26 protein-coding genes and 4 tRNA genes are annotated in these 24,607 nt (G+C 72.3%); 22 read left to right on the top strand and 8 right to left on the bottom strand.

The window, feature by feature from the left end:
• Position 1: 1 nt before the first annotated feature.
• The 8 genes from ACF1BH_RS18725 to ACF1BH_RS18690 all read left to right on the top strand — a co-directional run bounded on the left by ACF1BH_RS18725 (position 2) and on the right by ACF1BH_RS18690 (position 8,404).
• Entirely contained in the window at positions 2-589 is a 588-nt protein-coding gene (locus tag ACF1BH_RS18725) for a NuoI/complex I 23 kDa subunit family protein (RefSeq protein ID WP_391643550.1), read from the top strand.
• A complete protein-coding gene (locus ACF1BH_RS18720) occupies positions 586-1,260 on the top strand; it encodes an NADH-quinone oxidoreductase subunit J (protein ID WP_391643549.1) in 675 nt (224 codons plus the stop codon). Before ACF1BH_RS18725 ends, ACF1BH_RS18720 begins: the two co-directional genes overlap by 4 nt.
• The gene (gene nuoK, locus ACF1BH_RS18715) at positions 1,260-1,631 is read left to right on the top strand and encodes an NADH-quinone oxidoreductase subunit NuoK (protein ID WP_391643548.1); all 372 of its coding nucleotides are present in this window, start codon (positions 1,260-1,262) and stop codon (positions 1,629-1,631) included. The genes ACF1BH_RS18720 and nuoK overlap by 1 nt, the downstream gene beginning before the upstream one ends.
• A complete protein-coding gene (locus ACF1BH_RS18710) occupies positions 1,628-3,532 on the top strand; it encodes an NADH-quinone oxidoreductase subunit L (RefSeq protein ID WP_391643547.1) in 1,905 nt (634 codons plus the stop codon). Before nuoK ends, ACF1BH_RS18710 begins: the two co-directional genes overlap by 4 nt.
• A gap of 17 nt (positions 3,533-3,549) precedes the next feature.
• Positions 3,550-5,256 carry a NuoM family protein gene (locus tag ACF1BH_RS18705; RefSeq protein ID WP_391643660.1) on the top strand — a complete coding sequence of 569 codons (1,707 nt, stop codon included), beginning with the start codon at positions 3,550-3,552 and terminating at the stop codon, positions 5,254-5,256.
• An 8-nt stretch (positions 5,257-5,264) separates the two neighbouring features.
• The gene (locus tag ACF1BH_RS18700) at positions 5,265-6,836 is read left to right on the top strand and encodes an NADH-quinone oxidoreductase subunit N (protein WP_391643659.1); all 1,572 of its coding nucleotides are present in this window, start codon (positions 5,265-5,267) and stop codon (positions 6,834-6,836) included.
• A gap of 205 nt (positions 6,837-7,041) precedes the next feature.
• On the top strand, positions 7,042-7,905 hold the full coding sequence (gene htpX, locus ACF1BH_RS18695) for a zinc metalloprotease HtpX (protein ID WP_391643546.1): 864 nt from the start codon (positions 7,042-7,044) through the stop codon (positions 7,903-7,905).
• A gap of 106 nt (positions 7,906-8,011) precedes the next feature.
• Positions 8,012-8,404, top strand: coding sequence for a YccF domain-containing protein (locus ACF1BH_RS18690; protein ID WP_391643545.1), 393 nt, complete (start codon positions 8,012-8,014; stop codon positions 8,402-8,404).
• A gap of 255 nt (positions 8,405-8,659) precedes the next feature.
• Here the strand turns inward: ACF1BH_RS18690 and ACF1BH_RS18685 are convergent, their stop codons facing one another.
• On the bottom strand, positions 8,660-9,148 hold the full coding sequence (locus ACF1BH_RS18685) for a YajQ family cyclic di-GMP-binding protein (protein WP_391643544.1): 489 nt from the start codon (positions 9,146-9,148) through the stop codon (positions 8,660-8,662).
• Between the two features lie 197 nt (positions 9,149-9,345).
• On the opposite strand from ACF1BH_RS18685, the gene ACF1BH_RS18680 reads away from it, so the two are divergent.
• Positions 9,346-9,427, top strand: a tRNA-Tyr gene (locus ACF1BH_RS18680).
• Positions 9,428-9,545: 118 nt separating this feature from the next.
• On the opposite strand, the gene ACF1BH_RS18675 is transcribed toward ACF1BH_RS18680, so the two are convergent.
• The 3 genes from ACF1BH_RS18675 to ACF1BH_RS18665 all read right to left on the bottom strand — a co-directional run bounded on the left by ACF1BH_RS18675 (position 9,546) and on the right by ACF1BH_RS18665 (position 11,569).
• Entirely contained in the window at positions 9,546-9,884 is a 339-nt protein-coding gene (locus ACF1BH_RS18675) for a hypothetical protein (RefSeq protein ID WP_391643543.1), read from the bottom strand.
• Between the two features lie 219 nt (positions 9,885-10,103).
• Positions 10,104-10,943 (bottom strand): maleylpyruvate isomerase family mycothiol-dependent enzyme, encoded by an 840-nt coding sequence (locus ACF1BH_RS18670; RefSeq protein ID WP_391643542.1) that lies wholly within the window; start codon positions 10,941-10,943, stop codon positions 10,104-10,106.
• Positions 10,944-11,116: 173 nt separating this feature from the next.
• Entirely contained in the window at positions 11,117-11,569 is a 453-nt protein-coding gene (locus ACF1BH_RS18665) for a CBS domain-containing protein (protein ID WP_391643541.1), read from the bottom strand.
• A gap of 301 nt (positions 11,570-11,870) precedes the next feature.
• Between ACF1BH_RS18665 and ACF1BH_RS18660 the strand changes: the two genes are divergently transcribed.
• Together ACF1BH_RS18660 and ACF1BH_RS18655 are read left to right on the top strand one after the other, a co-directional pair.
• A complete protein-coding gene (locus ACF1BH_RS18660) occupies positions 11,871-12,671 on the top strand; it encodes a DeoR/GlpR family DNA-binding transcription regulator (protein ID WP_391643540.1) in 801 nt (266 codons plus the stop codon).
• A gap of 142 nt (positions 12,672-12,813) precedes the next feature.
• Entirely contained in the window at positions 12,814-13,824 is a 1,011-nt protein-coding gene (locus ACF1BH_RS18655; RefSeq protein WP_391643539.1) for a zinc-dependent alcohol dehydrogenase family protein, read from the top strand.
• A gap of 186 nt (positions 13,825-14,010) precedes the next feature.
• Here ACF1BH_RS18655 and ACF1BH_RS18650 read toward each other — a convergent pair whose 3' ends face one another.
• Together ACF1BH_RS18650 and ACF1BH_RS18645 are read right to left on the bottom strand one after the other, a co-directional pair.
• Entirely contained in the window at positions 14,011-14,673 is a 663-nt protein-coding gene (locus tag ACF1BH_RS18650) for an NAD(P)H-binding protein (protein WP_391643538.1), read from the bottom strand.
• A gap of 316 nt (positions 14,674-14,989) precedes the next feature.
• Positions 14,990-16,243, bottom strand: coding sequence for an amidohydrolase family protein (locus ACF1BH_RS18645; RefSeq protein WP_391643537.1), 1,254 nt, complete (start codon positions 16,241-16,243; stop codon positions 14,990-14,992).
• Positions 16,244-16,425: 182 nt separating this feature from the next.
• Between ACF1BH_RS18645 and ACF1BH_RS18640 the strand changes: the two genes are divergently transcribed.
• The 6 genes from ACF1BH_RS18640 (at position 16,426) to ACF1BH_RS18615 (ending at position 18,964) form a co-directional block, all read left to right on the top strand.
• Positions 16,426-16,498 (top strand) — tRNA-Thr (locus ACF1BH_RS18640).
• 47 nt (positions 16,499-16,545) lie between these two features.
• Positions 16,546-16,618 (top strand) — tRNA-Met (locus tag ACF1BH_RS18635).
• A gap of 88 nt (positions 16,619-16,706) precedes the next feature.
• Positions 16,707-16,871, top strand: coding sequence for a 50S ribosomal protein L33 (gene rpmG / locus ACF1BH_RS18630; RefSeq protein WP_006604855.1), 165 nt, complete (start codon positions 16,707-16,709; stop codon positions 16,869-16,871).
• An 86-nt stretch (positions 16,872-16,957) separates the two neighbouring features.
• The gene (locus ACF1BH_RS18625; RefSeq protein ID WP_391643536.1) at positions 16,958-17,410 is read left to right on the top strand and encodes a MaoC family dehydratase N-terminal domain-containing protein; all 453 of its coding nucleotides are present in this window, start codon (positions 16,958-16,960) and stop codon (positions 17,408-17,410) included.
• Between the two features lies 1 nt (position 17,411).
• Positions 17,412-17,846 (top strand): MaoC family dehydratase, encoded by a 435-nt coding sequence (locus tag ACF1BH_RS18620; protein WP_391643535.1) that lies wholly within the window; start codon positions 17,412-17,414, stop codon positions 17,844-17,846.
• A 53-nt stretch (positions 17,847-17,899) separates the two neighbouring features.
• On the top strand, positions 17,900-18,964 hold the full coding sequence (locus tag ACF1BH_RS18615; protein ID WP_391643534.1) for a UDP-N-acetylmuramate dehydrogenase: 1,065 nt from the start codon (positions 17,900-17,902) through the stop codon (positions 18,962-18,964).
• A gap of 84 nt (positions 18,965-19,048) precedes the next feature.
• Here ACF1BH_RS18615 and ACF1BH_RS18610 read toward each other — a convergent pair whose 3' ends face one another.
• Complete coding sequence (locus ACF1BH_RS18610) at positions 19,049-20,074, bottom strand: adenosine deaminase (protein WP_391643533.1); 1,026 nt, start codon at positions 20,072-20,074, stop codon at positions 19,049-19,051.
• Between the two features lie 122 nt (positions 20,075-20,196).
• Positions 20,197-21,441, bottom strand: a complete 1,245-nt coding sequence (locus tag ACF1BH_RS18605; RefSeq protein ID WP_391643532.1) for a pyridoxal phosphate-dependent aminotransferase — start codon at positions 21,439-21,441, stop codon at positions 20,197-20,199.
• 181 nt (positions 21,442-21,622) lie between these two features.
• Here ACF1BH_RS18605 and ACF1BH_RS18600 point away from each other — a divergent pair.
• The 5 genes from ACF1BH_RS18600 to rplA all read left to right on the top strand — a co-directional run bounded on the left by ACF1BH_RS18600 (position 21,623) and on the right by rplA (position 24,477).
• A tRNA-Trp gene (locus ACF1BH_RS18600) sits at positions 21,623-21,695 on the top strand.
• Positions 21,696-21,804: 109 nt separating this feature from the next.
• Positions 21,805-22,101 carry a preprotein translocase subunit SecE gene (gene secE / locus ACF1BH_RS18595; protein ID WP_391643531.1) on the top strand — a complete coding sequence of 99 codons (297 nt, stop codon included), beginning with the start codon at positions 21,805-21,807 and terminating at the stop codon, positions 22,099-22,101.
• 72 nt (positions 22,102-22,173) lie between these two features.
• On the top strand, positions 22,174-23,046 hold the full coding sequence (nusG, locus tag ACF1BH_RS18590; protein WP_391643530.1) for a transcription termination/antitermination protein NusG: 873 nt from the start codon (positions 22,174-22,176) through the stop codon (positions 23,044-23,046).
• Positions 23,047-23,212: 166 nt separating this feature from the next.
• The gene (rplK, locus tag ACF1BH_RS18585) at positions 23,213-23,647 is read left to right on the top strand and encodes a 50S ribosomal protein L11 (RefSeq protein WP_030283474.1); all 435 of its coding nucleotides are present in this window, start codon (positions 23,213-23,215) and stop codon (positions 23,645-23,647) included.
• A gap of 113 nt (positions 23,648-23,760) precedes the next feature.
• Complete coding sequence (gene rplA / locus ACF1BH_RS18580; RefSeq protein ID WP_391643529.1) at positions 23,761-24,477, top strand: 50S ribosomal protein L1; 717 nt, start codon at positions 23,761-23,763, stop codon at positions 24,475-24,477.
• Positions 24,478-24,607: the final 130 nt, after the last annotated feature.

The following is a 24,607-nucleotide window of genomic DNA, read 5'->3' as shown; positions in this document are numbered from 1 at the left end:
GATGGCCGCGGACAAGAAGTCCAAGCCGTCCGGCTTCCCCGGCTCCGGGCTCGCCAAGGGCCTCGCCGTCACCCTCCGGACGATGACGAAGCGCAGCGTCACCGCGCAGTACCCGGACGTCCAGCCCGATCTGGCGCCGCGCACCCGCGGCGTCATCGGGCTGTTCGAGGAGAACTGCACGGTCTGCATGCTCTGCGCCCGCGAATGCCCCGACTGGTGCATCTACATCGACTCCCACAAGGAGACGGTGCCGCCCGCCGCCCCCGGCGGGCGCGAGCGCAGCCGTAACGTCCTCGACCGTTTCGCCATCGACTTCTCCCTCTGCATGTACTGCGGTATCTGCATCGAGGTCTGTCCCTTCGACGCGCTCTTCTGGTCCCCGGAGTTCGAGTACGCCGAGACCGATATCCGCGAGCTGACCCACGAGCGCGACAAACTCCGCGAGTGGATGTGGACCGTGCCCGAACCGCCCGCCCTCGACCCCGCCGCCGAGGAGCCCAAGGAGATCGCCGCCGCCCGTAGGACGGCCGACAAGCTGGCCGCCCAGCAGGACGCCGCCGACGCCGAGAACTCCGGGGAGGACGCGTGACGCTCGCCGCCGCAAGCCATGGCTTCCTCACCCCCTCCGGCGTCGAGATCGCCTTCCTCCTCGTCGGCCTCGTCACCCTCGGCGCCGCGGTCGTCACCGTCACCACCCGGCAGCTCGTCCACGCGGCGCTCTGGCTGGTCGTGGCCCTCGGCGGTACCGCCGTCGAGTACCTGCTGCTGACCGCGGAATTCATCGCCTGGGTACAGGTCCTGATCTACGTCGGCTCCGTCGTCGTCCTCCTTCTCTTCGGGCTGATGCTCACCAAGGCACCCATCGGCCGGTCACCCGACGCCGACTCCGGCAACCGCTGGGCCGCCGTCGCGGTGGCCGCCGCCTCCGCCGCCGCCCTGGTGTGGGTCGTCGTCGACGCCTTCCGCGCCACCTGGATCGAACTCGGCACCCCGCAGGGCACCACCGAGACCACCGGCCGCAGCCTCTTCCAGTACTGGGTCCTCCCCTTCGAAGCCCTCTCCGTCCTGCTGCTCGCCGCCCTGGTCGGCGCGATCGTCCTCTCCCGCAAGGGCACCGACACGGCGGCCGGGTCCGACGGAGGCGGTACGGCCCCGGTCCCGGCACCCGGCGCGGCGGGCACCCCGGCCGGTGCGGCTCCGACGGCCCCCGCCGGCGCGGCGAACGCCACCGGCCCCGCCCTGCGGGAGGAACAGCGCTGATGCATCTCGTCTATCCGGCCGTCCTCGCCGCCCTCCTCTTCTGCACCGGTCTGTACGGCGTGCTCGCCCGCCGCAACGCGATCCTGGTGCTGATGTCCGTCGAGCTGATGCTCAACGCCGTCAACCTCAACCTCGTCGCCTTCGACGCCTGGCTGCGCGACACCCTCCACGCCGGGCAGGCACTGACCCTCTTCACCATCGCCGTCGCCGCCGCCGAGATCGGCATCGGTCTGGCGATCGTGCTGCTCGTCCACCGCCACCGCGGCACCTCCGACATCGACCGGCTGCGCGACCTCGCCGACACGCCGGACGCCCCGGACGCCGGCACCGCGGACCTGCAGCCGGACACCAAGGCGGAGGCCACCGCGTGACACCCACGACCACCGCCGTCCTCGTCCCCCTCCTGCCGTTCCTCGGCGCGGTCGCGGGATTCTTCCTGGGCCGCCGCGCCCCCGGCTTCGTCCGGCCGCTCGCCGTGCTGCCCACGCTCGCCGCCGCCGTGCTCGCCGTCGTCACCGCCGCCGGAGTGGGCACCGGGCCCGCCACCGACGTCGCCACCCGGCTCACCCCGACCGGCTCCGTCCCCATCGACCTGGCGCTCCACCTCGACGGCTTCGCCGTCCTGATCGCCGTCCTGGTCGGTGTGGTCGCGACCTGCGTGCAGATCTACTCCACCGGCTATCTGCGCGACGATCCGCGCTACCCCTCGTACGCCGCGCTGGTCTCGCTCTTCACCTCCGCGATGCTGCTCGTCGTCTACACCGGCGATCTGATGGTGCTGCTGGTCGGCTGGGAAGTCATGGGCATCTGCTCGTACTTCCTCGTCGGCCACTACTGGGAGACCGAGGCCGCCCGCGCCGCCTCCCTCAAGGCGTTCCTCGTCACCAAGCTCGGCGACGTCCCCTTCCTCTTCGGCATCTTCGCGCTGGCCGCCGACACCGGAACCTTCCGCATCACCGGCATCGTCGGCTCGATCGCCCGCGACGGGCTCGACCACCCGACGCTGATCGCGCTGCTGCTGCTCGCCGGCGTCGCGGGCAAATCCGCGCAGTTCCCGCTGCACACCTGGCTCCCCGACGCCATGGCCGGCCCCACCCCCGTCTCGGCGCTCATCCACGCCGCGACGATGGTCGCCGCCGGTGTCTATGTCGTCGCCCGGCTCCTCCCCGTCTTCGCCGCCTCCGCCGCGGCGCTGGTCGTCCTCGCCGTCATGGCCGCGGTCACCATGATCGGATCCGGTCTGGCCGCGCTCGCCCAGGACGACGTCAAACGCGTCCTCGCCTACTCGACCATCGGCCAGCTCGGCTACATGACCGGCGCCCTGGCCGTCGGCGACCGCGGCGCGGCCGTCTTCCACCTCCTCTCCCACGGCGCCTTCAAAGCCCTCCTGTTCCTGGGCGCCGGGGCGCTCATCCACGCCGCCGGCACCAACTCGCTCTCCGCCATGTCCCGGATGAGCGGCCTGGACCGGCGCGTCCCCGACGCCTACTGGACCGTCACCGTCGCCCTCCTCGCGCTCGCCGCCATCCCGCCGTTCTCCGGCTTCTTCTCCAAGGAAGCCGTCCTCGGTGCCGCGGAGCACGCCGCCACCGGCGGGGCCGCGGGCATCCCCGGCGCGGCCGGCTGGACCGTCCTGATCTCCGGGCTGATCGCCGCTCTCCTCACCGCCGGGTACGCCACCCGGCTGTGGCTGCTCGCCTTCCGCGGCAGCGGACCCGAGGCCCCGGACCACGGCCCGCAGCCGCTCGCCATGAAGGCCGTGCTCTGGGTCCTCTTCGTCCCCACCGCCGCCTTCGGCCTGACCGCCCCCTTCCTGCCCGACTGGTTCGACGGGCGCTCGCTCACCCCGACGCTCACCACCTCCGTCCTGGGGACCGGCATCGCCCTCGTCGGCGGCCTGGTCACCTACGCGACCTGGCGCCACACCACCGCCCCGGCCACCCGCACCGCGGCGGGCGGAGCTGCCACCGACCCCGGCCGGGTGCTGCTCGGGCCGCTGTACCGCCCCGCGGCCGCCGGTTTCCACCTCGACGCCGTCTACACCGCGCTGTTCGTCCGCCCCGTGCGCGCCGCCGCGGTCCTCGTCCGCTTCCTCGACCGTGAGGTCGTCGACACCTACGTCCGCGCCGCCGGGACCGGCCCCCGCTGGCTGGGTGCCGCCGTGCGCCGCGCCCAGACCGGCAACGTGCAGACCTACCTCGGCGCGCTGCTCGCGGGCGCACTCGTCCTGGCCGTCGCCGCGGTCCTCGTCGCCACGGGCACCGGAGCCTGACCATGAATCACACCGCTATGCAGTTGCTCCTCGCGGGCGTCGTCGTGCTCCCGCTGCTGGGCGCCGTCGGCGCGCTGCTTCCGGCCCCGCCCGGTCTCCGCGGCCGCGGCCCGGACCAGGCCGTGCGGCGCCACGGCGTGACCGTCACCGGCGTCGTCCTCGCGGCGACCGTGGCCCTCGCCATCGGCTTCGACCACAGCCACCCGGCCCGGATGCAGGCCACCACCGACATCAGCTGGATCCCCGCGCTGGACATCCGTGTCCACCTCGGCATCGACGGCATCTCGCTCCCCCTCGTCGTCCTGACCGCGCTGCTGACCTTCCTCTGCGCGCTCTACAGCTACTTCTCGATGCCCCAGGGGCCGTCCCCCAAGGCGTTCGTCGCCCTGCTGCTCCTGCTGGAGTCCGGCACCCTCGCCACCTTCGCCGTCCTCGATCTCGTGCTGTTCTTCCTGGCGTTCGAGATGGTGCTCATCCCGATGTACTTCCTCATCGCCCGCTGGGGCGGCAATTCCGGAGGGGCTGCGCCCGGCGCTCCGTCCGGCCGGGAGCCGGGCGGCCGGCAGGCGGCCGCCTGGAAGTTCATCCTCTACACGCTGCTCGGCTCCGTCGTCATGCTGCTCGGCCTCCTTCTCGTAGGAGTAAAAACCGGAACGTTCGACATGGTTGCACTCGCCGCCGACAACGGTCCGAAGTCCCAGCTCAGCCACACCGTTCAGCTCGTCGCGGTACTCGCCGTCGGCATCGGACTGGCGGTCAAGTCGCCGCTGTGGCCGCTGCACAGCTGGCTGCCGGACGCCCACACCGCGGCCCCCACCGTCGGTTCGGTGCTGCTCGCCGGTGTCCTGCTGAAGATGGGCACGTACGGCTTCGTGCGGATCGCGCTGCCGATCGCGCCCGAGGGCATGCACACCTTCGCGCCCTATCTCGCCGCCCTCGCCGCCGTCGGCATCGTCTACGGCTCGCTCGCCTGCCTCGCGCTGGTCCGCAAGGGCGCCAAGGGCGACCTGAAGCGGCTGATCGCGTACAGCTCCGTCGGACACATGGGCTTCGTGCTGCTGGGCATCGCCTCCATGACGCCCACCGGTGTCAACGGCGCGCTCTTCGCCAACATCGCCCACGGCCTCATCACCGGCCTGCTCTTCTTCCTGGTCGGCGCCCTCAAGGACCGCACCGGCACCACCGACCTCGACACCCTCGCCGGCACCACCGGCGCCGCCCTCTACGGCCGCGCGCCGCGCTTCGGCGCCCTCCTCGCCTTCGCCGCCGTCGCCTCCCTGGGCATCCCCGGGCTCGCCGGGTTCTGGGGCGAGATGCTCGCCATGTTCGGCGCCTTCCACCCGGCGCCCGGCCTCAGCCGCCCCGCCTTCCTCACCTTCATGGCGCTGGCCGGGCTCGGCACCCTGCTGACCGCGGCGTATCTGCTGCTCGTCGTCCGCCGGGTCTGCATGGGCGCCACGCCCGAGGCCGACGAGCCCGCCGCCGCGATCGAGGAGGGCACCGCCTCCCCGGACGAGGCCGCGCACCACGCCGCCCCGGAAGCGCCGCGGAACCGCCCCGCCACCGGAGGCCCGGCCGGGCCCCTGATCCCCGACATCGCGCGCCACGAATACGCGGCCTGGACCCCCCTCGCCGCCCTCACCGTCCTCGCCGGACTGTGGCCCGCGGCCCTCCTCGGCCTCACCGACCCGGCCGTCCAGCAGCTCCTCGGAGGCGGCAAGTGACCAGCCCGATGATCCCGACGGCCGCGGGCGGAGCGGCTTCCCTGGTGCAGTCCGTCGACTGGATCGCCCTGGCGCCGCCCCTCCTCACCGCCCTCGTCGCCCTGGTGGTGCTCGTCGCGGACCTGTTCCTCCCGGTGGCCCGCAAGCCGCTCCTGGGGTGGCTCGCCACCGGCGGCCTCGCCCTGGCCGGACTCTCGCTGCTGCCCCTGGTGGGCGGCGGCCGCCGTACCTTCTGTGTCGGCGGCGGGGACGTCTGCAGCTATGTCGCGGATCCGTTCGCCCTGGTCATCCAGTTCCTCGTGCTGGCCGGCGCGCTGCTGACCGCGCTGCTGTCCATCGACACCGTCAAGGACGGCGGCCTGCCCGCGGGCGAGTACTGGTTCCTGCTGCTCTCCTCGGCCTCCGGCGCCGCCCTGCTGCCCGCCTCCCGGGACCTGGCGACCCTCGTCCTCGCCCTGGAGGTGGCCTCGTTGCCCGCCTTCGCGCTGGTCGGCCTGCGCCGCGGCGACCGGCTCTCCTCCGAGGCGGCCCTGAAGTTCTTCCTCTCCTCGGTGGCCTCCACCGCCGTGATGCTCCTGGGGGTGAGCTTCCTGTACGCCGCCACCGGGAGCCTCCACCTGACCCGCGTCGCCCATGGGCTCGCCCACCTCCCGGACCCGCGCCTGGCCACCCTCGCGAGCGCCGGCGTCGCCCTCACCCTCGTCGGCTTCGCCTTCAAGACCGCCGCCGCGCCGTTCCACTTCTGGGTGCCCGACACCTACGTCGGCGCCCCGCTGCCCATCGCCGCGTACCTCTCCGTCATCGGGAAGGCCGTCGGCTTCTCCGGCCTGATCCTCGTCACGGTCAAGGGCTTCCCCGCCTACGCGCACGTCTGGGGCCCGGTGCTGGCGGTGCTGGCCGCGCTGACCATGACCGTCGGCAACGTCGCGGCGCTGCGCCAGGACCCCGCCCGCGGCCACAGCGCCGTACGGCTGCTGGCCTGGTCCTCCGTCGGCCAGGCCGGGTACCTCTTGGTGCCGATCGCCGCCGCCGCGTACGCCGACGCCCCGGGGCGCGCCATCGGGTCGACCGTCGCGTACGCCCTGATGTACGCCGCGGTGAACCTCGGTGCGTTCGCGGTCGCCGCCCTGGTGGCGCGGACCAGCCCGGCCAACCGCCTCACCGACTACCGGGGCCTGGCCGCCCGCCGCCCCCTGGTGGCGCTGGCGCTCGGCTTCTTCCTGCTCTGCCTGGCCGGGCTGCCGCCGGGTGTCATCGGCCTGTTCGCGAAGGTCACGGTCTTCGCCGCGGCCGTCGACGCGGGCCTGGGCTGGCTCGCCGTGGTCATGGCCGTCAACGTGGTGATCGCGCTCTACTACTACCTCCGCTGGACCGCCGTGCTCTTCCGCGGCGCCCCGGAGGAGGCGGCCGACGGAGCCTCCGTGGACGTGACGGCGGGGGGCGCACTCGCCGTCCGCCCCGCGCCCGCCCGGATCCCCGCGCCGCTCGCCGTCGCTCTCACCCTGGCCACCGTCCTCGGGGTGGCCCTCTCCGGCGCTCCGCAGCTGGTCCTGCGCTTCGCCGCGGGCACCCTCCTGTAGTCACGCCGGGGCCGAGCCCTGGCCGGAAGGTGGCGCTCCGCCGGTGCCGCCCGCGTCCGCCCGGACGACGGAACCGGCCCTCCCCGGGTGCGGAGGGTGAGGGAACCTGCCCTGCTCATCTCGCGTTGACCAGTGAGTAAGGGTCCACTGAAGAGTGGATGCCGCAGCAGTGGGTTCCCCTGCCGGATCGCTTGGAGGGCGTACGGTGCACCGCCGGCACAACGGGCTCAGAACCGCCGTACTCCTCGGCGGTCTGTCCGCACTCATCATCGTCATCGGCAGCTTCTTCGGCCGTACGGGCCTGGTCGTCGCCGTGCTCGTCGCGGTGGGGACGAACGCCTACGCGTACTGGAACAGCGACAAGCTCGCGCTGCGGGCCATGCGCGCCCGCCCGGTGAGCGAATTCGAGGCGCCCGGCCTGTACCGCATGGTCCGTGAGCTGTCGACCGCCGCCCGCCAGCCGATGCCGCGCCTCTACCTCTCCCCGACCCAGGCGCCCAACGCCTTCGCCACCGGCCGCAATCCCCGTAACGCCGCGGTCTGCTGCACCGACGGCATCCTCCAGCTGCTGGACGAACGGGAGCTGCGCGGGGTGATCGGCCATGAGCTGAGCCATGTCCACAACCGCGACATCCTCATCTCCTCGGTCGCCGGGGCGCTGGCCTCCGTGGTGATGTTCCTGGTGAATTTCGCCTGGCTGATCCCGGCCGGCCGCTCGGACGACGACGACCGCCCCGGGGTGCTCGGCATGCTGCTGATCATGATCCTCGGGCCGCTCGCCGCCTCCCTGATCCAGCTCGCCGTCAGCCGCTCCCGGGAGTACCAGGCCGATGCGTCGGGCGCGCGGCTCACCGGCGATCCCCTCGCCCTGGCCTCCGCGCTCCGTAAGCTGGAGAGGGGCACCCAGCAGCTGCCGCTGCCCCCGGAGCCGCGGTTGGAGACCGCGGGGCACATGATGATCGCCAACCCGTTCCGTGCGGGGGAGGGCATGTCCCGCTTCTTCGCCACCCACCCTCCGATGGGCGAGCGCATCAGCCGCCTGGAGCGGATGGCCGGGCCCCACATATGACGGCGCGGCGGGGCACATCGAGGGTGCCCGCGTCGCAACGTTTCCCACCGGCCGCCGCGTCTACCCGGGCGTACCTCTGTCGCCCCGCCGTGGAAGGCTGTCGATCATGAAGCTCATCCTCAACGTCATCTGGTTGGTCCTCAGCGGCTTCTGGCTGGCCCTCGGCTATGTCCTCGCGGGAATCATCTGCTGCGTCCTGATCGTCACGATCCCGTTCGGCATCGCGTCCTTCCGCATCGCGGGCTATGCGCTCTGGCCCTTCGGCCGTACCACCGTCGAGCGCCGGGACGCGGGCGCCGGATCCACGATCGGCAACGTCATCTGGATCATCTTCGCGGGCTGGTGGCTGGCGCTCGGCCACATCTGCACCGGCATCGCCCTCTGCGTCACGATCATCGGCATCCCGTTCGGCATCGCCAACTTCAAGATGATCCCGATCTCCCTGATGCCCCTCGGCCGCGAGATCGTCCCCACGGACGAGCCCTTCGCCACCCGCTGACCACCTCGGCGGCCGGCGCGGGCCTCCCGGAATGGCGCGGCCCTGCGGAACGGAACGGTGCGGGCCCCGCGGAACGGGACGGGCCGCGGACGCTCCCGCCTCCGCCGCGCGCACGAGGCCGGGCGAGCCGTCGCGCCTGGCGGCCGGGCGACGCCGTGAGCGCCGGTGGGGCGGCGCGCCCACGGCCCGCCGCCCCACCCGGTTGCTGCGTGTGCTCCGTCGACGGGGGCCCGGCCCGCCGTCGTACGCCGGTGACTACCGGTAGTTCACGAACTGGATCGCGAAGTCCAGGTCCTTGCCCTTCAGCAGCTGCTGGACGGCCTGGAGGTCGTCGCGGCTCTTCGAGCTGACCCGCAGTTCATCGCCCTGGACCTGCGCCTTGACGCCCTTCGGGCCCTCGTCGCGGATCATCTTGGCGACCTTCTTGGCGTTCTCCTGCGAGATGCCCTCCTGGATGGAGGCGAAGATCTTGTACATCTTGCCGGAGAGCTGCGGCTCGCCCGCGTCCAGCGCCTTCAGCGAGACCCCACGCTTGACCAGCTTGGTCTGGAAGATGTCGAGGACGGCCGCCGCCCGGCCTTCGGAGTCGGCACGCATCTCGATCTTCTCGCCCGACCACTCGATCGACGCGCCCACGCCCTTGAAGTCGTAGCGCTGCGAGATCTCCTTGGCGGTCTGGGTGAGGGCGTTGTCGACCTCCACCCGCTCGACCTTCGAGACGATGTCGAAACTGGAGTCGGCCATGGTCAGTTGGCTCCTCGTGGATAGGTCCGTCAGGGAAACGGCCCGTCCCGGACCGCCCCGCCAGCCTAGAGGAGGCGGCCCCGTCACCCACGACCCCGGCCGCGTGAACCGAGTGGCGGAGCACCCCCCGCCATCAGGTATGGTTTACGTCGTTGCCACCGAGCGCCGCAGCAAGCGGATCTCCGGCAGCAAACCCTGGCGGTGTGCCCGAGCGGCCAAAGGGAGCAGACTGTAAATCTGCCGGCTTCGCCTTCCCAGGTTCGAATCCTGGCGCCGCCACAGTGGAGGAAACCCCCTCCGAACTGCATCACAGCAGTTCGGAGGGGGTTTTCGTTTGCCTGAACGGGTTCAGTTACCCGAACGGGTCAGTCGCGACCGCTGCGGCCGGCCCGACCGATCAGCCTTCTTCCCAGCTCGCGCTGCCGACGCCGGTACCGCCGCAGGGGAAGCCGGACTTACCGCGCTGGCCCGGGTCGAGGCTGACCCAGTTCCCCTTGCCGTCGGGGGCCCAGCCGCACACGGCCGTCACACGGAAGGCGACGCGCTGGTTGGTGTTGTTGGTGCAGTCGGCGATCGCCAGGTGGCTGCCCTCGGTGTACGTGGTGCAGTTGAGGACGTTCGCGGTGTGGACCCCTCCGGCGGTCGCGGCGACGGCCGGCGTGGCGGCGGCCGAGGCGGAGAGCAGACCGGCGGTCACCGCGACAGCGGCGGCGGCCTTCTTGAACAGGGTGGGCATACGAATCTTTCCTTCCCCCGTGAGGTGGTTTCGTTCGGTACGCACATCAGTCTGCTGAGGCGCCGTACCACCAACAAGGGATCTTTGATCTGCTTCCCGACCCGATCCATAACCCTCTCGTTATGACGTAACGGGCGCACGCCACGGGGAGTGTTCACCCGTCCGCGCCGCCGCCGTCCGGGCGCGCCGGTGCCGGGACGCCACGGGCCACCGCACGCGTCAGGCCAGCCAGAACGCCGCACGGTCCCGCCACAGCGTGAGCAGTCCCCGGTCGCCGGTGATGCCGAGCGCGCCCTCGGGGAGCGGACGCCCGTAGAGGAAGAGCAGGAGGGCCGTCGGGGCGGCGCGGACGGTGACGGCGGCCGGTGCCGCGGTGCGGTGGAGGACGGGGACGTCGCCGGTCAGGTCGATGGACCAGCGGCCGGGGACGGCCGGGCCCCCGCCGTCGGGGGAGGGGCCGCCGTCGGCCGCGTCCGGGGCTGCCGGCGCCGTGTCGAACGTGAGGGTGCGGCCCGGGCCGAGGACGGCGGGGGAGTCCGGGAGCGGCGCGTAGGCCTCCGGGTGGTCGCAGAAGGACAGCCACTCGTCGACCGCGTCGCGTGCCGCCTCGTCGGTGGCAGTGAACTCCGCGCCGACGGCGAGTGCCGCGTCCGCCCGGTGGACGAGCGTTTCGCCCGCCATCCGCCGGGCCCAGAACGCCGGGGACGTTTCGTCGGGCAGCACCGTCCACACCCGGGCGCCGGGCCCGGCCGCGTGCAGCTGCTCCACCAGCCGCCCGGCGCCCTCGTCGAGCCAGGCGCCCAGGGCGGCCATGTCCTCGGCCCGGCGCGGCGCGACCGCGTTCACCAGGTCGTCAGGGACCTCCTGGGTGGCGCGGGTCCGGATGATCTCCTCGACCCAGCGGTGCGCACCGCCGACGTGCCGCACCAGCTGCCCCAGGTGCCAACCCGGGCAGGCGGGGACGGGCGTGAGGGCGTCGGCGGACTCGACGAGCCGCCTCAACTCCGCGGTCTGGTGGGTGATTTCGGCGCATCGGCGGGTGAATTCCGGTGTGGTCATGGCCGGATGCTACGGCCTGGGGGCGCGGCCATGCGGATACCCGGAGGGCGCGGCCATGCGCTTACCCGGAGGGCGCGGCAATGCGGTTACGGGGCGGCTGGGTGAGCCCGGGGCGATGCCCCCGGGGCCACGGCGGCGGCCGTACGCCGCACCGCGCGCCCGCCGCTCCCTCCTCAGGCGGTCGCGTACACCCGCCCCGCGAACTCGGCCACCTGGGCCTCGCTGAGGTTCTTCGCGAGGTCCGCCTCGGTGATCATGCCGACCAGGCGGTGGCCCGCGCGGACATCGATCACCGGGAGGCGCTTGATCCGATGCTTCTCCATGGTGTCGAGCACTTCCCTGGCGCCCGCCGCCGCATCGATCCAGTGGATCGGACCCTCCAACGTCCCGGCCTGCACCGTCGCCGGGTCGATGTTGTCGGCGCAGCAGCGGACGACGATGTCGCGGTCGGTGATCATGCCGATGAGCCGGTTGTTGTCGCCGCAGATGGGCAGGCAACCGACGTCCATGTCGCGCATCATCCGCGCCGCCGCGTGCAGCGTCTCGTGGGCGCCGACGCAGTGCGCCCCGCCGGTCATGATGTCCTGGGCGCGCAGCGGACCGGCCGCGTCGCGTGTGCCGGGCATGACAGCCTCCTTCCGGGTGGCGGAGCACCGCGACATCCCCCCGGCGGCGCTCCCGGAGCGGCTCCCCTCCGCCCCTCTCGTGCCGTTTTCTCCCTCCATCACACCACCGATGGCCGGGCCCCGCCGCCCGCCCCTGAGGAGCCCCTGAGAGGCGGGGCGTAACCCCTCGGGGGAAGCCCCGAGAATTCCCTGAACTTCACATAAAGTGTGTGGCTTTCGCGGGCCGCGCCTTATCGTCGAAGGAAGCCGTGAGCGACGTTCCGGGGGAACGCGTCGAGCCAGCGAAGGGGGGCGGCCGGCCATGCGACCGAGCCGTGGGTCGGAGGCGGAGGTGGAGCAGCGCCGCCGGACGGTGCTGCGCCAGGTCGCCGACGAGGGCGAGATACGGATAGCCGATCTCGCCGAGCGCCTGGGCGTCAGCGTGATGACGATCCACCGTGACCTCGACAACCTCACCGAGCGCCAACTCCTCCACAAGGGCCGCGGGGTGGCCACCGCCTTCCCCGTCGTCACCATGGAGAGCGCGGTCCGCTTCCGTGAGCACGCCGACCTCGACACCAAGACGGCGCTCGCCGACGCGCTGGTCGAGGAGGTCGCCCCGGGCAGCACGGTCCTCGTCGACTGCGGCTCCACGCTCTTCCCGCTCGCCCGCCGCCTGGCCGCCGTCGAGGGCCTGCACGTCATCACCAACTCCCTGCGCGTGGCCTACCTGTTGTCCGGCTCGTCCACCGAGGTCACCCTGCTGGGCGGGCGGTTCCACGAGGACTTCGAGTCCTGCGCGGGCCCCCGCTCCCGGCGCGAGCTGCGCGGTCTGCGCGCCGCCGTCGCCTTCGTCACCGCCACCTCGATCAGCGACGGACGGCTCTACCACCCGGTCCGCGAGTACGCCGACAACAAACGCGCCTACCTCCACTGCGCCGACCGCGCCGTACTCGCCGTCGGCCACCGCAAGTTCGGCCGCACCGCCCCCTACGGCTACGGCGACGTCGGCGGGTACGACCTGCTGGTCACCGACGACCGTGCGCCCGCCGACGAGCTGCGCGTCGCCCGCGATCTCGGCGTCGAGGTCCGCACCGTCACCCCCGCCGCCCCGCCGACCTGAAGGCCCCGCACCGCCCCGCACCGCCCCGCACCGCCCCGCACCGCCCCGCACCGCCCCGCACCGCCCCGCACCGCCCCGCACCGCCCCGCACCGCCCCGCACCGCCCTGCCACCACTGCACCCGCCACGAGAGAGGCCGACCCATGCGCGCCGTCGTCGTCGAAACGCCCGGTACCCACACCCTCACCACCGTCGACGACCCGACGCCCGGGCCCGGCGAGGTCGTCGTGGCGCCCGCGGCCGTCGGCATCTGCGGGACCGATGTGCACATCGTCGAGGGCGAGTTCGCGCCCACCCCGTACCCGATCATCCCCGGGCACGAGTTCACCGGCGAGGTCGTCGCCCTGGGCGAGGGGGTGACGGGGCTGCCCACCGGCACACGGGTTGCCGTCGACCCCTCGCTGTTCTGCGGTGCCTGCCGCTTCTGCGCCATCGGCCGCGGCAACCTCTGCGAGCGCTGGGGCGCCATCGGCGACACCGTCGACGGAGCGATGGCCGAGTACGTCAAGGTGCCCGCCGCCAACTGCTACCGGCTCCCCGAGAGCGTCGACACCGTCCAGGGCACCCTCATCGAGCCGCTGTCCTGCGCGGTCCGCGGCTTCGACGTCCTGCCGCGCCGCCTCGGCGACCACTACCTGATCTACGGCGCCGGGACGATGGGCCTGATGATGCTCCAGCTCGCGCGCGCCGCCGGAGCCGCCTCCCTCTCGGTCGTCGACGTCAACGAGGGCCGGCTCGCCGTCGCCGCCCGCCTCGGCGCCGACGCCACCGCCACCGACGCCGGGGCGCTGGCACGCCCCGGCGGCTGGGAGACGGTCATCGACTGCACCGGCGCGATCCCCGCCATCGAGGACGGCCTCACCCGGGTGCGCCGCGGCGGCACGTTCCAGCAGTTCGGCGTCGCTCCGTCGGCGGCCAAGGCCGCGTTCTCCCCGTTCCAGGTCTACAACGACGAGATCACCATCGTCGGTTCGATGGCCGTCCTCCACAGCTTCGGCCGCGCCGTCGACCTCATGGCCAAGGGCGTCATCGACGCCGACACGATGCTCACCCACCGCTTCGGTCTCGCCGACTTCACCACCGCCCTGGACACCTTCCGGGCCGGGACGGGACGGAAGATACAGATCCATCCGCAGATCCGTCCGGGAGGCTGACGGGATTCCGGTCGGCGGCGGCGCGGGCGGCTGGGGCGCGGTGATGCCCGGGTGGCCCGGCGACGTGACGAGGCGGTCCGGCGCGCCCGGCGGGGCCTCGACCGGGGCCCCGACACCGACCGGGCCCGCCGGTGCCGGCAGGTGCCGGCCGATGCCCGCCGGTGCCGGCAGGCGCCCCCCCCCGGATCAGTCCCCGGCCACCGCCCGTACCGCCTCCGCGACCGGCGTTGCGCCGTTGATCAGCTCCAGTGTGCGGTGTGCGGTGCCGGGCGCGTCCAGCAGGGCCAGCAGGGTCGCCGCGACGTCGTCGCGGGTCACCTCCGCCCGGCCCGTCGACTCCGCCAGCGCCACCAGGCCCGTCCCCGCGTCGTCCGTCAGCCGCCCGGGGCGCAGGATCGTCCAGTCGAGCCCGGCCCGCGCCCGTACGTCCGCGTCGGCTGCGCCCTTGGCCCGAAGATACGCGGCGAACACCGGGTCGGTGCCCTCCGGCGGTTCCCGGTCCGCGCCCATCGACGAGACCACCACGAACCGCTGGACCCCCGCCGCCTCCGCCGCATCGGCGAACAGTGCCGCCGCACCGCGGTCCACGGTGTCCTTACGGGCCGCGCCGCTGCCCGGCCCCGCACCCGCGGCGAACACCGCGGCGTCCGCGTCCTCCAGATGCCGCGCCACGTCCGCCACCGACGCCGACTCCAGATCGCACACCACCGGCTCGGCCCCCGCCGCCAGCAGGTCACCCGCCTGCTCCGGCCGGCGGATGATCCCGGCCACCTCGTCCCCGCGCCCGGCGAGCAACCGCTCCAGCCGCAGCGCGATCCGACCATGTCCACCTGCGATGACAATGCGCATGCCGCCGACCGTAAACGACCCCGCCCGGAAACCCGCCCGCCGCGACGCCCCCGCGCCCGCCCCGGGCCCGCACGGGCGAAACCCACTACGGGGCAGGCGTGCTGGGCAAGCATCAGGAAGCCTGCCTGAACGAGCACCTGCTCCTGCCCGGCATCCCTCGGAGAGGCCCCCTGAGCGCCCGCTCCCGCCGGTTTTCAGCAGGAAGCCTGCCTGAACGTCCGGGCCCGCCCGGCCCCGCTTCCTTCAGGAAGGCTCCCTGAACGCCCGCCCCGCCCCGCTCCCTACCGCCCCGCTCCGACAGGGCCCGAGCCCGCCCTCACCGCTGCGACTGCCGGGGCAGATCCAGTGCCACCGCGACCGCCGCGTCGCAGTACTCCCGTACCGCGCTGGTCCGGGCCACCACCCGACCCCGGTGGATCACCACCCGGCTGTACGCCAGCGACAGCACCCCGGCGATCCGCTCGCCCCGTACCGCCAGCAGTTCCGCGGGGAAGCCCGCCTCGACGCGGACCTCCGGCAGCCCCTGGACCGCCCGTGCCGCGCCGCTCACCGCCTCGTACGCGGCTTCCGGGGTGGCCTCTCCCAGGGAGGCCAGCAGATACGCCGCCTCCAGGGGATCGCCGCGGCCCACCGGGTTCGCCGCGTCCCGCAGGGCGCCGCTGCCCGCCGCCACCCGTACACCCGCCGCCCGCAGCAGCCGTACGGGCGCGGGCCGGGCCACCCGGGACCCGTACCGCTCCAGCGCCGCGCAGTCGCCCTGCGGCAGGCAGACGACGGTGACCTCCGCCGCCGCGAGCTGCTCGGCGACCCGGCCCGCCACGCTCCGCGGCATCCGGGCCATCCCGGCGCACGGCCCGATCGCCACCCCGGGCCGCAGCCCGCCGGCCATCGCCGCCAGCCGGGCCAGCCGCGCCGGATCGTCGCCGTCCGTGTGCAGATCCACCGGGGCGCCGTGCTCCGCCGCCACCCCCAGCACCGCCTCGACGTGCCCGGCCGGGTCGGGGTCCAGATCCGGACAGCCGCCGACCACCGAGGCGCCCATCGCCACCGCGTCCCGCAACATCGCCAGCCCGTCCGCACCCGCCACCCCGGTCAGCACCCGCGGCACCGCCACCGCCGACAGATCCGCCAGCCCCCGCAGTGACCGCCGCGCCTTGAGCACCGCCTCCAGCGCCCGCAGCCCCCGCACCCCGCCGACCCGGACATGGGTGCGTGAGGCGGTCGCACCGTGCCCGAGCTGGAGCAGCGCCGCCTCGGTGGTGCGCCGCTGGACGTCGTCGGGGGAGTCGGACGCCGGGCCCGCCGCGTCCGCGGTGAGCGCCGTGTCGCAGTGCGCGTGCGGTTCGGCGGGTGCCGGGAGCAGCAGATAGCCGGAGAGATCGACCCGGGAGCCCTGCGGGGCCAGCGCCCCGGCCGTTCCGACCGCCTCGATCCGGCCACCGCCGAGCCGTACGTCCACCGTGCGGCCGTCGGCGAGCCGGGCGCCGCACAGGGCCAGGGCGCCGGCGTCGGAGCCGCCGTCCGGCTTGCCCGGCCGCGGGGACGGCTGCGGTGAACTGCTGTCGGACATCGCGCTCCTCGAAGCCACGGGCGTGCAAGATCACGCAGCGTGGTCCGAGCCTAGGACGCGCCCCCGGGCGTCCCGCGCAGGTGCGGAATAGTCGTACCGGCGTGGTGCGGGCCGCCGCGGCGGGCGCCACCCGGATACGGATTTCACGTTTGGCGGCGGGCCGTGTAATGTCTTCATCGCTCGCCCCAATAGCTCAGTCGGCAGAGCGTCTCCATGGTAAGGAGAAGGTCTACGGTTCGATTCCGTATTGGGGCTCTGGTGTGAGGTTTCCTCGCCTTCGGGCGAGGTTCCCTTCGCATCGCAGCGGTGTAGCTCAGTCGGTAGAGCAAGCGGCTCATAATCGCTGTGTCACCGGTTCAAGTCCGGTCACCGCTACTAACAGTAGCCGATTGTGGGGTCGGTCCTTCGATCGGCTACTCTTTTATGCGTTCATCCGTCCGTCCGTCCGTCAAGGAGCACTCACGTGGCTGCCACCGACGTCCGCCCGAAGATCACGCTGGCCTGCGTGGAGTGCAAGGAGCGGAACTACATCACCAAGAAGAACCGGCGTAACGACCCGGACCGTCTTGAGATGAAGAAGCACTGCCCCCGTTGCAACTCGCACACCGCGCACCGCGAGACGCGATAACACAGGCTCGTACGTGAGGCCGTCCCCAGATAATGGGGGCGGCCTTACGGCGTTATCACCCCAGTAGTCAGGGAGGTTGCGAGCCAATGGCGCTCGATCCGTCATTCATCGGTCGTACGTACCCGCCCACCGACCCGTATGAGGTCGGGCGGGAAAAGATCCGGGAATTCGCCGAGGCGATCGGTGATCGGAATCCCGTGTACACCGACACCGAAGCGGCCAAGGCGCTCGGCCACCCCGAGGTGATCGCCCCGCCGACGTTTGTGTTCGCCATCACTTTCCAGGCCGCGGGTCAGGTGATCGAGGACCCGCAACTCGGTCTGGACTACAGCCGCGTGGTGCACGGCGACCAGAAATTCGCCTACACCCGCCCCGTGCGCGCCGGTGACCGGCTCACCGTCACCTCCACCATCGAGGCGATCAAGTCGATGGCCGGCAACGACATCATCGACATCCGCGGCGACGTCCACGACGAGAACGGCGAGCACGTCGTGACCGCCACCACCAAGCTCGTCGCCCGCGCCGTCGAGGAGGCCTGACATGACCGCGAAGATCTCCTACGACGACGTCGAGGTCGGCACCGAACTCCCGGCGCAGACCTTCCCGGTGACCCGCGCCACCCTCGTCCGCTACGCGGGCGCCTCCGGCGACTTCAACCCGATCCACTGGAACGAGAAGTTCGCCAAGGAGGTCGGGCTGCCGGACGTCATCGCGCACGGCATGTTCACCATGGCCGAGGCCGCCCGTGTCGTCACCGACTGGGCAGGTGACCCGGCGGCCGTCGCCGAGTACGGCGTCCGCTTCACCAAGCCCGTGGTCGTCCCCAATGACGACACCGGCGCGGTCATCGAGGTCAGCGGCAAGGTCGCGGCCAAGCTCGACGACGAGGCCCGTACCGTCCGCGTCGACCTCACCGCGACGAGCGGCGGCCAGAAGGTGCTGGGCATGTCCCGCGCCGTGGTCCGCCTCGCCTGAGCGGACACCCACGGGGGCGGCCGCTGCCGGGCCGCCCCCGTACCCTTGGGCGCGTGCAGGAACGCCACGAGGAACACCAAGCCCCGCTCGCCCCGCTGACCACCTTCCGGCTCGGCGGCCCGGCGAACCGACTGATCACCGCCGTCACGGACGACGAGGTGATCGCCGCCGTCCGGGAGGCCGACGCCGCCGGGACCCCGCTGCTGATCATCGGCGGCGGCTCCAACCTCGTCATCGGCGACAAGGGCTTCGACGGCACCGCCCTGCGCATCGCCACCCGCGGCCTCACCCTCGACGGCACCCGCCTGGAGCTGGCCGCCGGTGAGAACTGGTCCGACGCCGTCGCCCGCACCGTCGAGGCGGGTCTGGCCGGGATCGAATGCCTCGCCGGGATCCCCGGCTCGGCCGGCGCCACCCCGATCCAGAACGTCGGCGCGTACGGCCAGGAGGTCTCCGCGACGATCACCGAGGTCGTCGCCTACGACCGGCGCGCCGAGGAGACGGTCACCCTCACCAACGCCGAGTGCGCCTTCTCCTACCGGCACAGCCGCTTCAAGGCCGCGCCGGACCGCTACGTCGTGCTGCGCGTCCGCTTCGCCCTGGAGGACGCCGGCGGGCTCTCCGCACCGCTGAAGTACCCCGAGACGGCCCGGGTGCTCGGCGTCGAGGCCGGTCAGCGCGTGCCCGCGGCCACCGCCCGGGCCACCGTCCTCGCCCTGCGCGCCGGTAAGGGCATGGTCCTGGACGCGGACGACCACGACACCTGGTCCGCCGGCTCCTTCTTCACCAACCCCGTGCTGACCGAGGCCGAACACGCCGCGTTCGTCGCCCGCGTCCACGACCGCCTCGGCCCCGACACCGCCCCGCCCGCCTTCCCCGCCGGCGACGGCCTGGTGAAGACCTCCGCGGCCTGGCTGATCGACAAGGCCGGTTTCCCCAAGGGCTACGGCACCGGCCCGGCCCGCATCTCCACCAAGCACACCCTCGCCCTCACCAACCGCGGCGAGGCCACCACCGAGGACCTGCTCGCCCTCGCCCGCGAGGTCCGCGACGGCGTCCACGCGGCCTTCGGCGTCACCCTCGTCAACGAGCCGGTGACGGTCGGCGTCAGCCTCTGAGACGGCCGTCGGCGGCCCGGATGCCCCGGGCCGTCGGGCCGTCGGGCCGTCGGGCGTGCCCGCGTGCCGGCCGCCCGCCCCGCCTCAGCCGGGGCCCGCCAGCCAGGCGTCGATCCCCGCCAGCAGCCGCTCCCGCTCCGGCTGCGGCGCCCGCGAACCGCGCACCGACTGCCGGGCCAGCTCCGCCAGCTCGGCGTCCGTGAAGCCGTGCGTCCGCCGCGCGATGTCGTACTGCGCGGCCAGCCGCGCACCGAACAGCAGCGGGTCGTCGGCGCCCAGCGCCACCGGCACGCCGGCCGCGAAGAGCGTCCGCAGCGGCACGTCCTCCTGCTTCTCGTACACCCCCAGCGCCACGTTGGACGCCGGACACACCTCGCACGTCACCCCGCGCTCCGCCAGCCGCCGCAGCAGCACCGGGTCCTCCGCGGCGCGCACCCCGTGGCCGACCCGCCCGGCGTGCAGATCGTCCAGGCAGTCCCGCACGCTCGCCGGGCCCGACAGCTCCCCGCCGTGCGGCGCCGCCAGCAGCCCGCCCTCGCGCGCGATGGCGAAGGCCCGGTCGAAGTCCCGTGCGAAACCCCGGCGTTCGTCGTTGGACAGCCCGAACCCGATGACGCCCTGATCCGCGTAGCGCACCGCGAGCCGGGCCAGCGTCCGGGCGTCCAGCGGGTGCTTCATGCGGTTGGCGGCGATCACCACCCGCATCCCCAGCCCGGTCTCCTGCGAGGCGGCGCGCACCGCGTCCAGGATGATCTCCAGCGCCGGGATCAGCCCGCCCAGCCGGGGCGCGTACGACGTCGGGTCGACCTGGATCTCCAGCCAGCCCGAGCCGTCGGCGACATCCTCCTGCGCGGCCTCGCGGACCAGCCGCTGGATGTCCTCGGGGGCCCGCAGACACGACCGGGCGATGTCGTACAGCCGCTGGAAGCGGAACCAGCCGCGTTCGTCCGTCGCCCGCAGCTTGGGCGGCTCCCCGCCACGCAGCGCCTCGGGCAGATGGACGCCGTACTTGTCGGCCAGCTCCAGCAGGGTCGTGCTCCGCATCGACCCCGTGAAGTGCAGGTGCAGATGGGCCTTCGGCAGCTGACGCACGTCACGAACGCTCTCCATTCACCGATCTTGCCGCACACACCCGCCACGCCGGTAGCCCGGTCCCCGAACGAGCTGACCGGGGAAAACGCGTACGGGCCGCCGGGAAGCCCCGGCGGCCCGTACGGACGGCCCGTGCGCGGCTACCGCGCCTCGGCCAGCAGCTGCTGGATCCGCGTCACGCCCTCGGCGAGATCGTCGTCCCCGAGCGCGTACGACAGCCGCAGATATCCCGGCGTACCGAACGCCTCGCCCGGGACGACCGCGACCTCCGCCTCCTCCAGGATCAGCTCCGCCAGCTCCGCGCTGCTGCCCGGCCGGCGCCCGCGGATCTCCTTGCCCAGCAGCCCCTTCACCGACGGATACGCGTAGAACGCCCCCTCCGGCTCCGGGCACACCACGCCGTCGATCTCGTTCAGCATCCGCACGATGCTCCGGCGCCGCCGGTCGAAGGCGGTCCGCATCGCGTCGACGGCCGTCAGGTCGCCGCTCAGCGCGGCGACCGCCGCCGCCTGCGAGACGTTCGCGACGTTGGACGTGGCGTGCGACTGGAGGTTGGTCGCCGCCTTGACGACGTCCTTCGGCCCGAGCATCCACCCCACCCGCCAGCCGGTCATCGCATACGTCTTCGCCACGCCGTTGACCACCACGCACCGGTCCCGCAGCTCCGGCACGGCCACCGGAAGCGAGCAGAACTCCGCGTCGCCGTAGACGAGATGTTCGTAGATCTCGTCGGTCAGCACCCACAGCCCGTGCCGCGCCGCCCAACGGCCGATCGCCTCGACCTGCTCGCGCGGGTACACCGCGCCGGTCGGGTTCGACGGCGAGACGAACACCAGCACCTTGGTCCGCCCGGTGCGCGCCGCCTCCAACTGCTCGACGCCCACCCGGTACCCGGTCGTCTCATCGGCGACCACCGGTACGGGCACGCCGCCGGCCAGCCGGATCGACTCCGGGTACGTCGTCCAGTACGGCGCCGGGACGATCACTTCGTCGCCCGGGTCGAGCAGCGCGGCGAACGCCTCGTAGATCGCCTGCTTGCCGCCGTTGGTGACCAGGACCTCGGACGGTTCGACCACGTATCCCGAATCGCGGCGGGTCTTCGCGACGATCGCCGACTTCAGCTCGGGCAGCCCGCCGGCCGGGCTGTAGCGGTGGTACTTCGGCGTGCGGCAGGCGGCGACGGCCGCCTCGACGATGTAGTCGGGCGTGGGGAAATCGGGCTCCCCGGCGCCGAACCCGATCACCGGGCGGCCGGCGGCCCGCAGGGCCTTGGCCTTGGCGTCGACGGCGAGCGTGGCGGACTCGGAGATGGCCCCGACACGGGCGGACACGCGGCGGATTCCGCCCGCGGCGCCGGTCGGTTCTGAAGGGGAAGCAGCGCTCATGGCGGCATCGTCGCAGACCTCCGGCGACCCGGCGCGGAGCTCCACCGACGCCGCCCGGGACGTTTCTGTTCGACGCCCGGCCTCGGAACACGTACACTCGCTGACCGTTGGCTCCCAACCGGGCAGCGCGTTCCACGCACTTGGTGCGCCGGACACATGAGGTAGGTTGGGGGACGCACAAAGGGTCGTAGCTCAATTGGTAGAGCACTGGTCTCCAAAACCAGCGGTTGGGGGTTCAAGTCCCTCCGGCCCTGCTACACGCACTTCTTCACCGCAGTGCGTGCACGCGTACGTACTGAAATGCACCGCCGTGCGGCCGGGCCGGACGCTGTACGGCCACGACCCGGATTCAGGTGAGGACGAGTGACGGACGCCCTGGGCTCCATCGACATGCCTGAGCGTGGTCGTTCCGAGGACGACGCAGCGGAATCCAAGAAGAAGCCCCGTCGCGGCGGTAAGCGCGGCAAGAAGGGCCCGCTCGCACGTATGGCGCTCTTCTACCGCCAGGTCGTCGCGGAGCTCCGCAAGGTCGTCTGGCCCACCCGCAGCCAGCTGTCGACGTACACCACCGTGGTGATCGTCTTCGTCGTCATCATCATCGGTCTCGTAACCGTGATTGACTTGGGAATCAACCGAGTCGTCGGGTACGTCTTCGGCTGATCCCGCGGAGGGCACCTCAGCGGGGTGCCCTTTCGCATGTTCAACCCCTTGAAGCCAGGAAGAAGCAGCCACGTGTCTGACCCGAACCTGAACGACGCCGCCGAGCCCGTCACGGCCGCTGAGGCCGACGTGGACGCGGCCGTCCCGGCCGAGGTCGAGGGCGACGCTGCCGCCGTCTCCGATGGCGAGGGCGCCGTCGACATCGTCGAGAACGCCGACGGCGCCGACGAGATCGACGCCGAGGACACCGAGGCCGGCGAGCCCGCCGAGGCCGCCGCCGTGCACGTCGAGGACGACGCCGACGAGGCCGAGGTCGAGGAGGAGCCGGTCGACCCGATCGCCGCCCTCCGCGACGAGCTGCGCGGTCTGCCCGGCGAGTGGTACGTCATCCACACCTACGCGGGCTACGAGAAGCGCGTGAAGGCCAACCTGGAGCAGCGCGCCGTCTCGCTCAACGTCGAGGACTTCATCTACCAGGCCGAGGTCCCCGAGGAAGAGATCGTCCAGATCAAGAACGGCGAGCGGAAGAACGTCCGCCAGAACAAGCTCCCGGGCTACGTGCTCGTGCGCATGGACCTGACGAACGAGTCCTGGGGCGTCGTCCGCAACACCCCCGGTGTCACCGGCTTCGTCGGCAACGCCTACGACCCGTACCCGCTGACGCTGGACGAGATCGTCAAGATGCTCGCCCCGGAGGCCGAGGAGAAGGCCGCCAAGGAGGCCGCCGCGGCCGAGGGCAAGCCCGCGCCGCAGCGCAAGGTCGAGGTCCAGGTGCTGGACTTCGAGGTGGGCGACTCCGTCACCGTCACCGACGGCCCGTTCGCGACGCTGCAGGCGACGATCAACGAGATCAACGCCGACTCGAAGAAGGTCAAGGGCCTCGTCGAGATCTTCGGTCGCGAGACCCCGGTCGAGCTGAGCTTCGACCAGATCCAGAAGAACTGACGCTCTTCCGGACCCCCGCTTCCGAACAGGTCAGACCGGCTGTCGCAGCCGGTCTGACCTGCTCGGTTTTTGGCCGCACGACCCTACCCGTTATCGTGGTGCGGTATGCCTCCATCCGGATGACCGGATGGCATGGCGAAACCTCTCACTAGGACCCGGAGAGAGCATGCCTCCCAAGAAGAAGAAGGTCACGGGGCTCATCAAGCTCCAGATCCAGGCCGGTGCCGCGAACCCGGCTCCGCCGGTCGGCCCCGCGCTGGGTCAGCACGGCGTGAACATCATGGAGTTCTGCAAGGCCTACAACGCCGCGACCGAGTCGCAGCGCGGCATGGTCGTGCCGGTGGAGATCACGGTCTACGAAGACCGTTCCTTCACCTTCGTGACCAAGACCCCGCCGGCCGCGAAGCTGATCCTCAAGGCCGCCGGTGTGGACAAGGGCTCCGGCGAGCCCCACACCAAGAAGGTCGCGAAGATCACCGACGCCCAGGTGCGCGAGATCGCCACGACCAAGATGCCCGACCTGAACGCCAACGACCTGGACGCCGCCGCGAAGATCATCGCGGGCACCGCCCGGTCCATGGGCGTCACGGTCGAGGGCTGACCAGCTCGTACCGGCGTAGTCGCCACCCGTGGCAGGGCCAGGCGCTGGCCCGCACCACGACTCCATCCTCCGCGCGGTGAGAACCGCACGGTCGCACCTGTTCAGGAGCAGCAGTGAAGCGCAGCAAGACTCTTCGCAACGCGGACGCGAAGATCGACCGGGAGCGTCTGTACGCCCCGCTCGAGGCCGTCCGTCTCGCCAAGGACACCTCGTCCGCCAAGTTCGACGCGACCGTCGAGGTCGCCATGCGTCTGGGCGTTGACCCGCGCAAGGCCGACCAGATGGTCCGCGGCACCGTGAACCTTCCGCACGGCACCGGTAAGACCGCCCGGGTCCTGGTCTTCGCGACCGGCGACCGTGCTGCGGCCGCGGAAGCCGCGGGCGCCGACATCGTCGGCTCCGACGAACTGATCGACGAGGTCTCCAAGGGCCGTCTGGACTTCGACGCCGTCGTCGCCACCCCGGACCTCATGGGCAAGGTCGGCCGCCTCGGCCGCGTGCTCGGTCCCCGTGGTCTGATGCCGAACCCGAAGACCGGCACCGTCACCCCGGATGTCGCCAAGGCTGTCACCGACATCAAGGGCGGCAAGATCGAGTTCCGCGTGGACAAGCACGCGAACCTCCACTTCATCATCGGCAAGGTCTCCTTCGACGAGGCCAAGCTGGTGGAGAACTACGCCGCGGCGCTTGAGGAGATCAACCGTCTCAAGCCGTCCGCCGCGAAGGGCCGCTACATCAAGAAGGCGACCATCACCACCACGATGGGCCCCGGCATCCCGCTGGACGCCAACCGCACCCGCAACCTCCTCGTCGAGGAAGAGGCCGTCTGATCCTCGTGATCGACGTGCTCTGACGCGCGCAGCATGACGCAGGCCCCGCCGCCCGGTTTCCGGACGGCGGGGCCTGTTGCGTGCGGTGTCGGTGGGCTGCATTAGAGTCACCACCGCACTCGCACAGCGA

The sequence above is a fragment of the Streptomyces sp. NPDC014733 genome (assembly GCF_043083385.1).
GTDB lineage: Bacteria > Actinomycetota > Actinomycetes > Streptomycetales > Streptomycetaceae > Streptomyces.
This window is presented reverse-complemented; position numbering and strand designations above follow the sequence as displayed.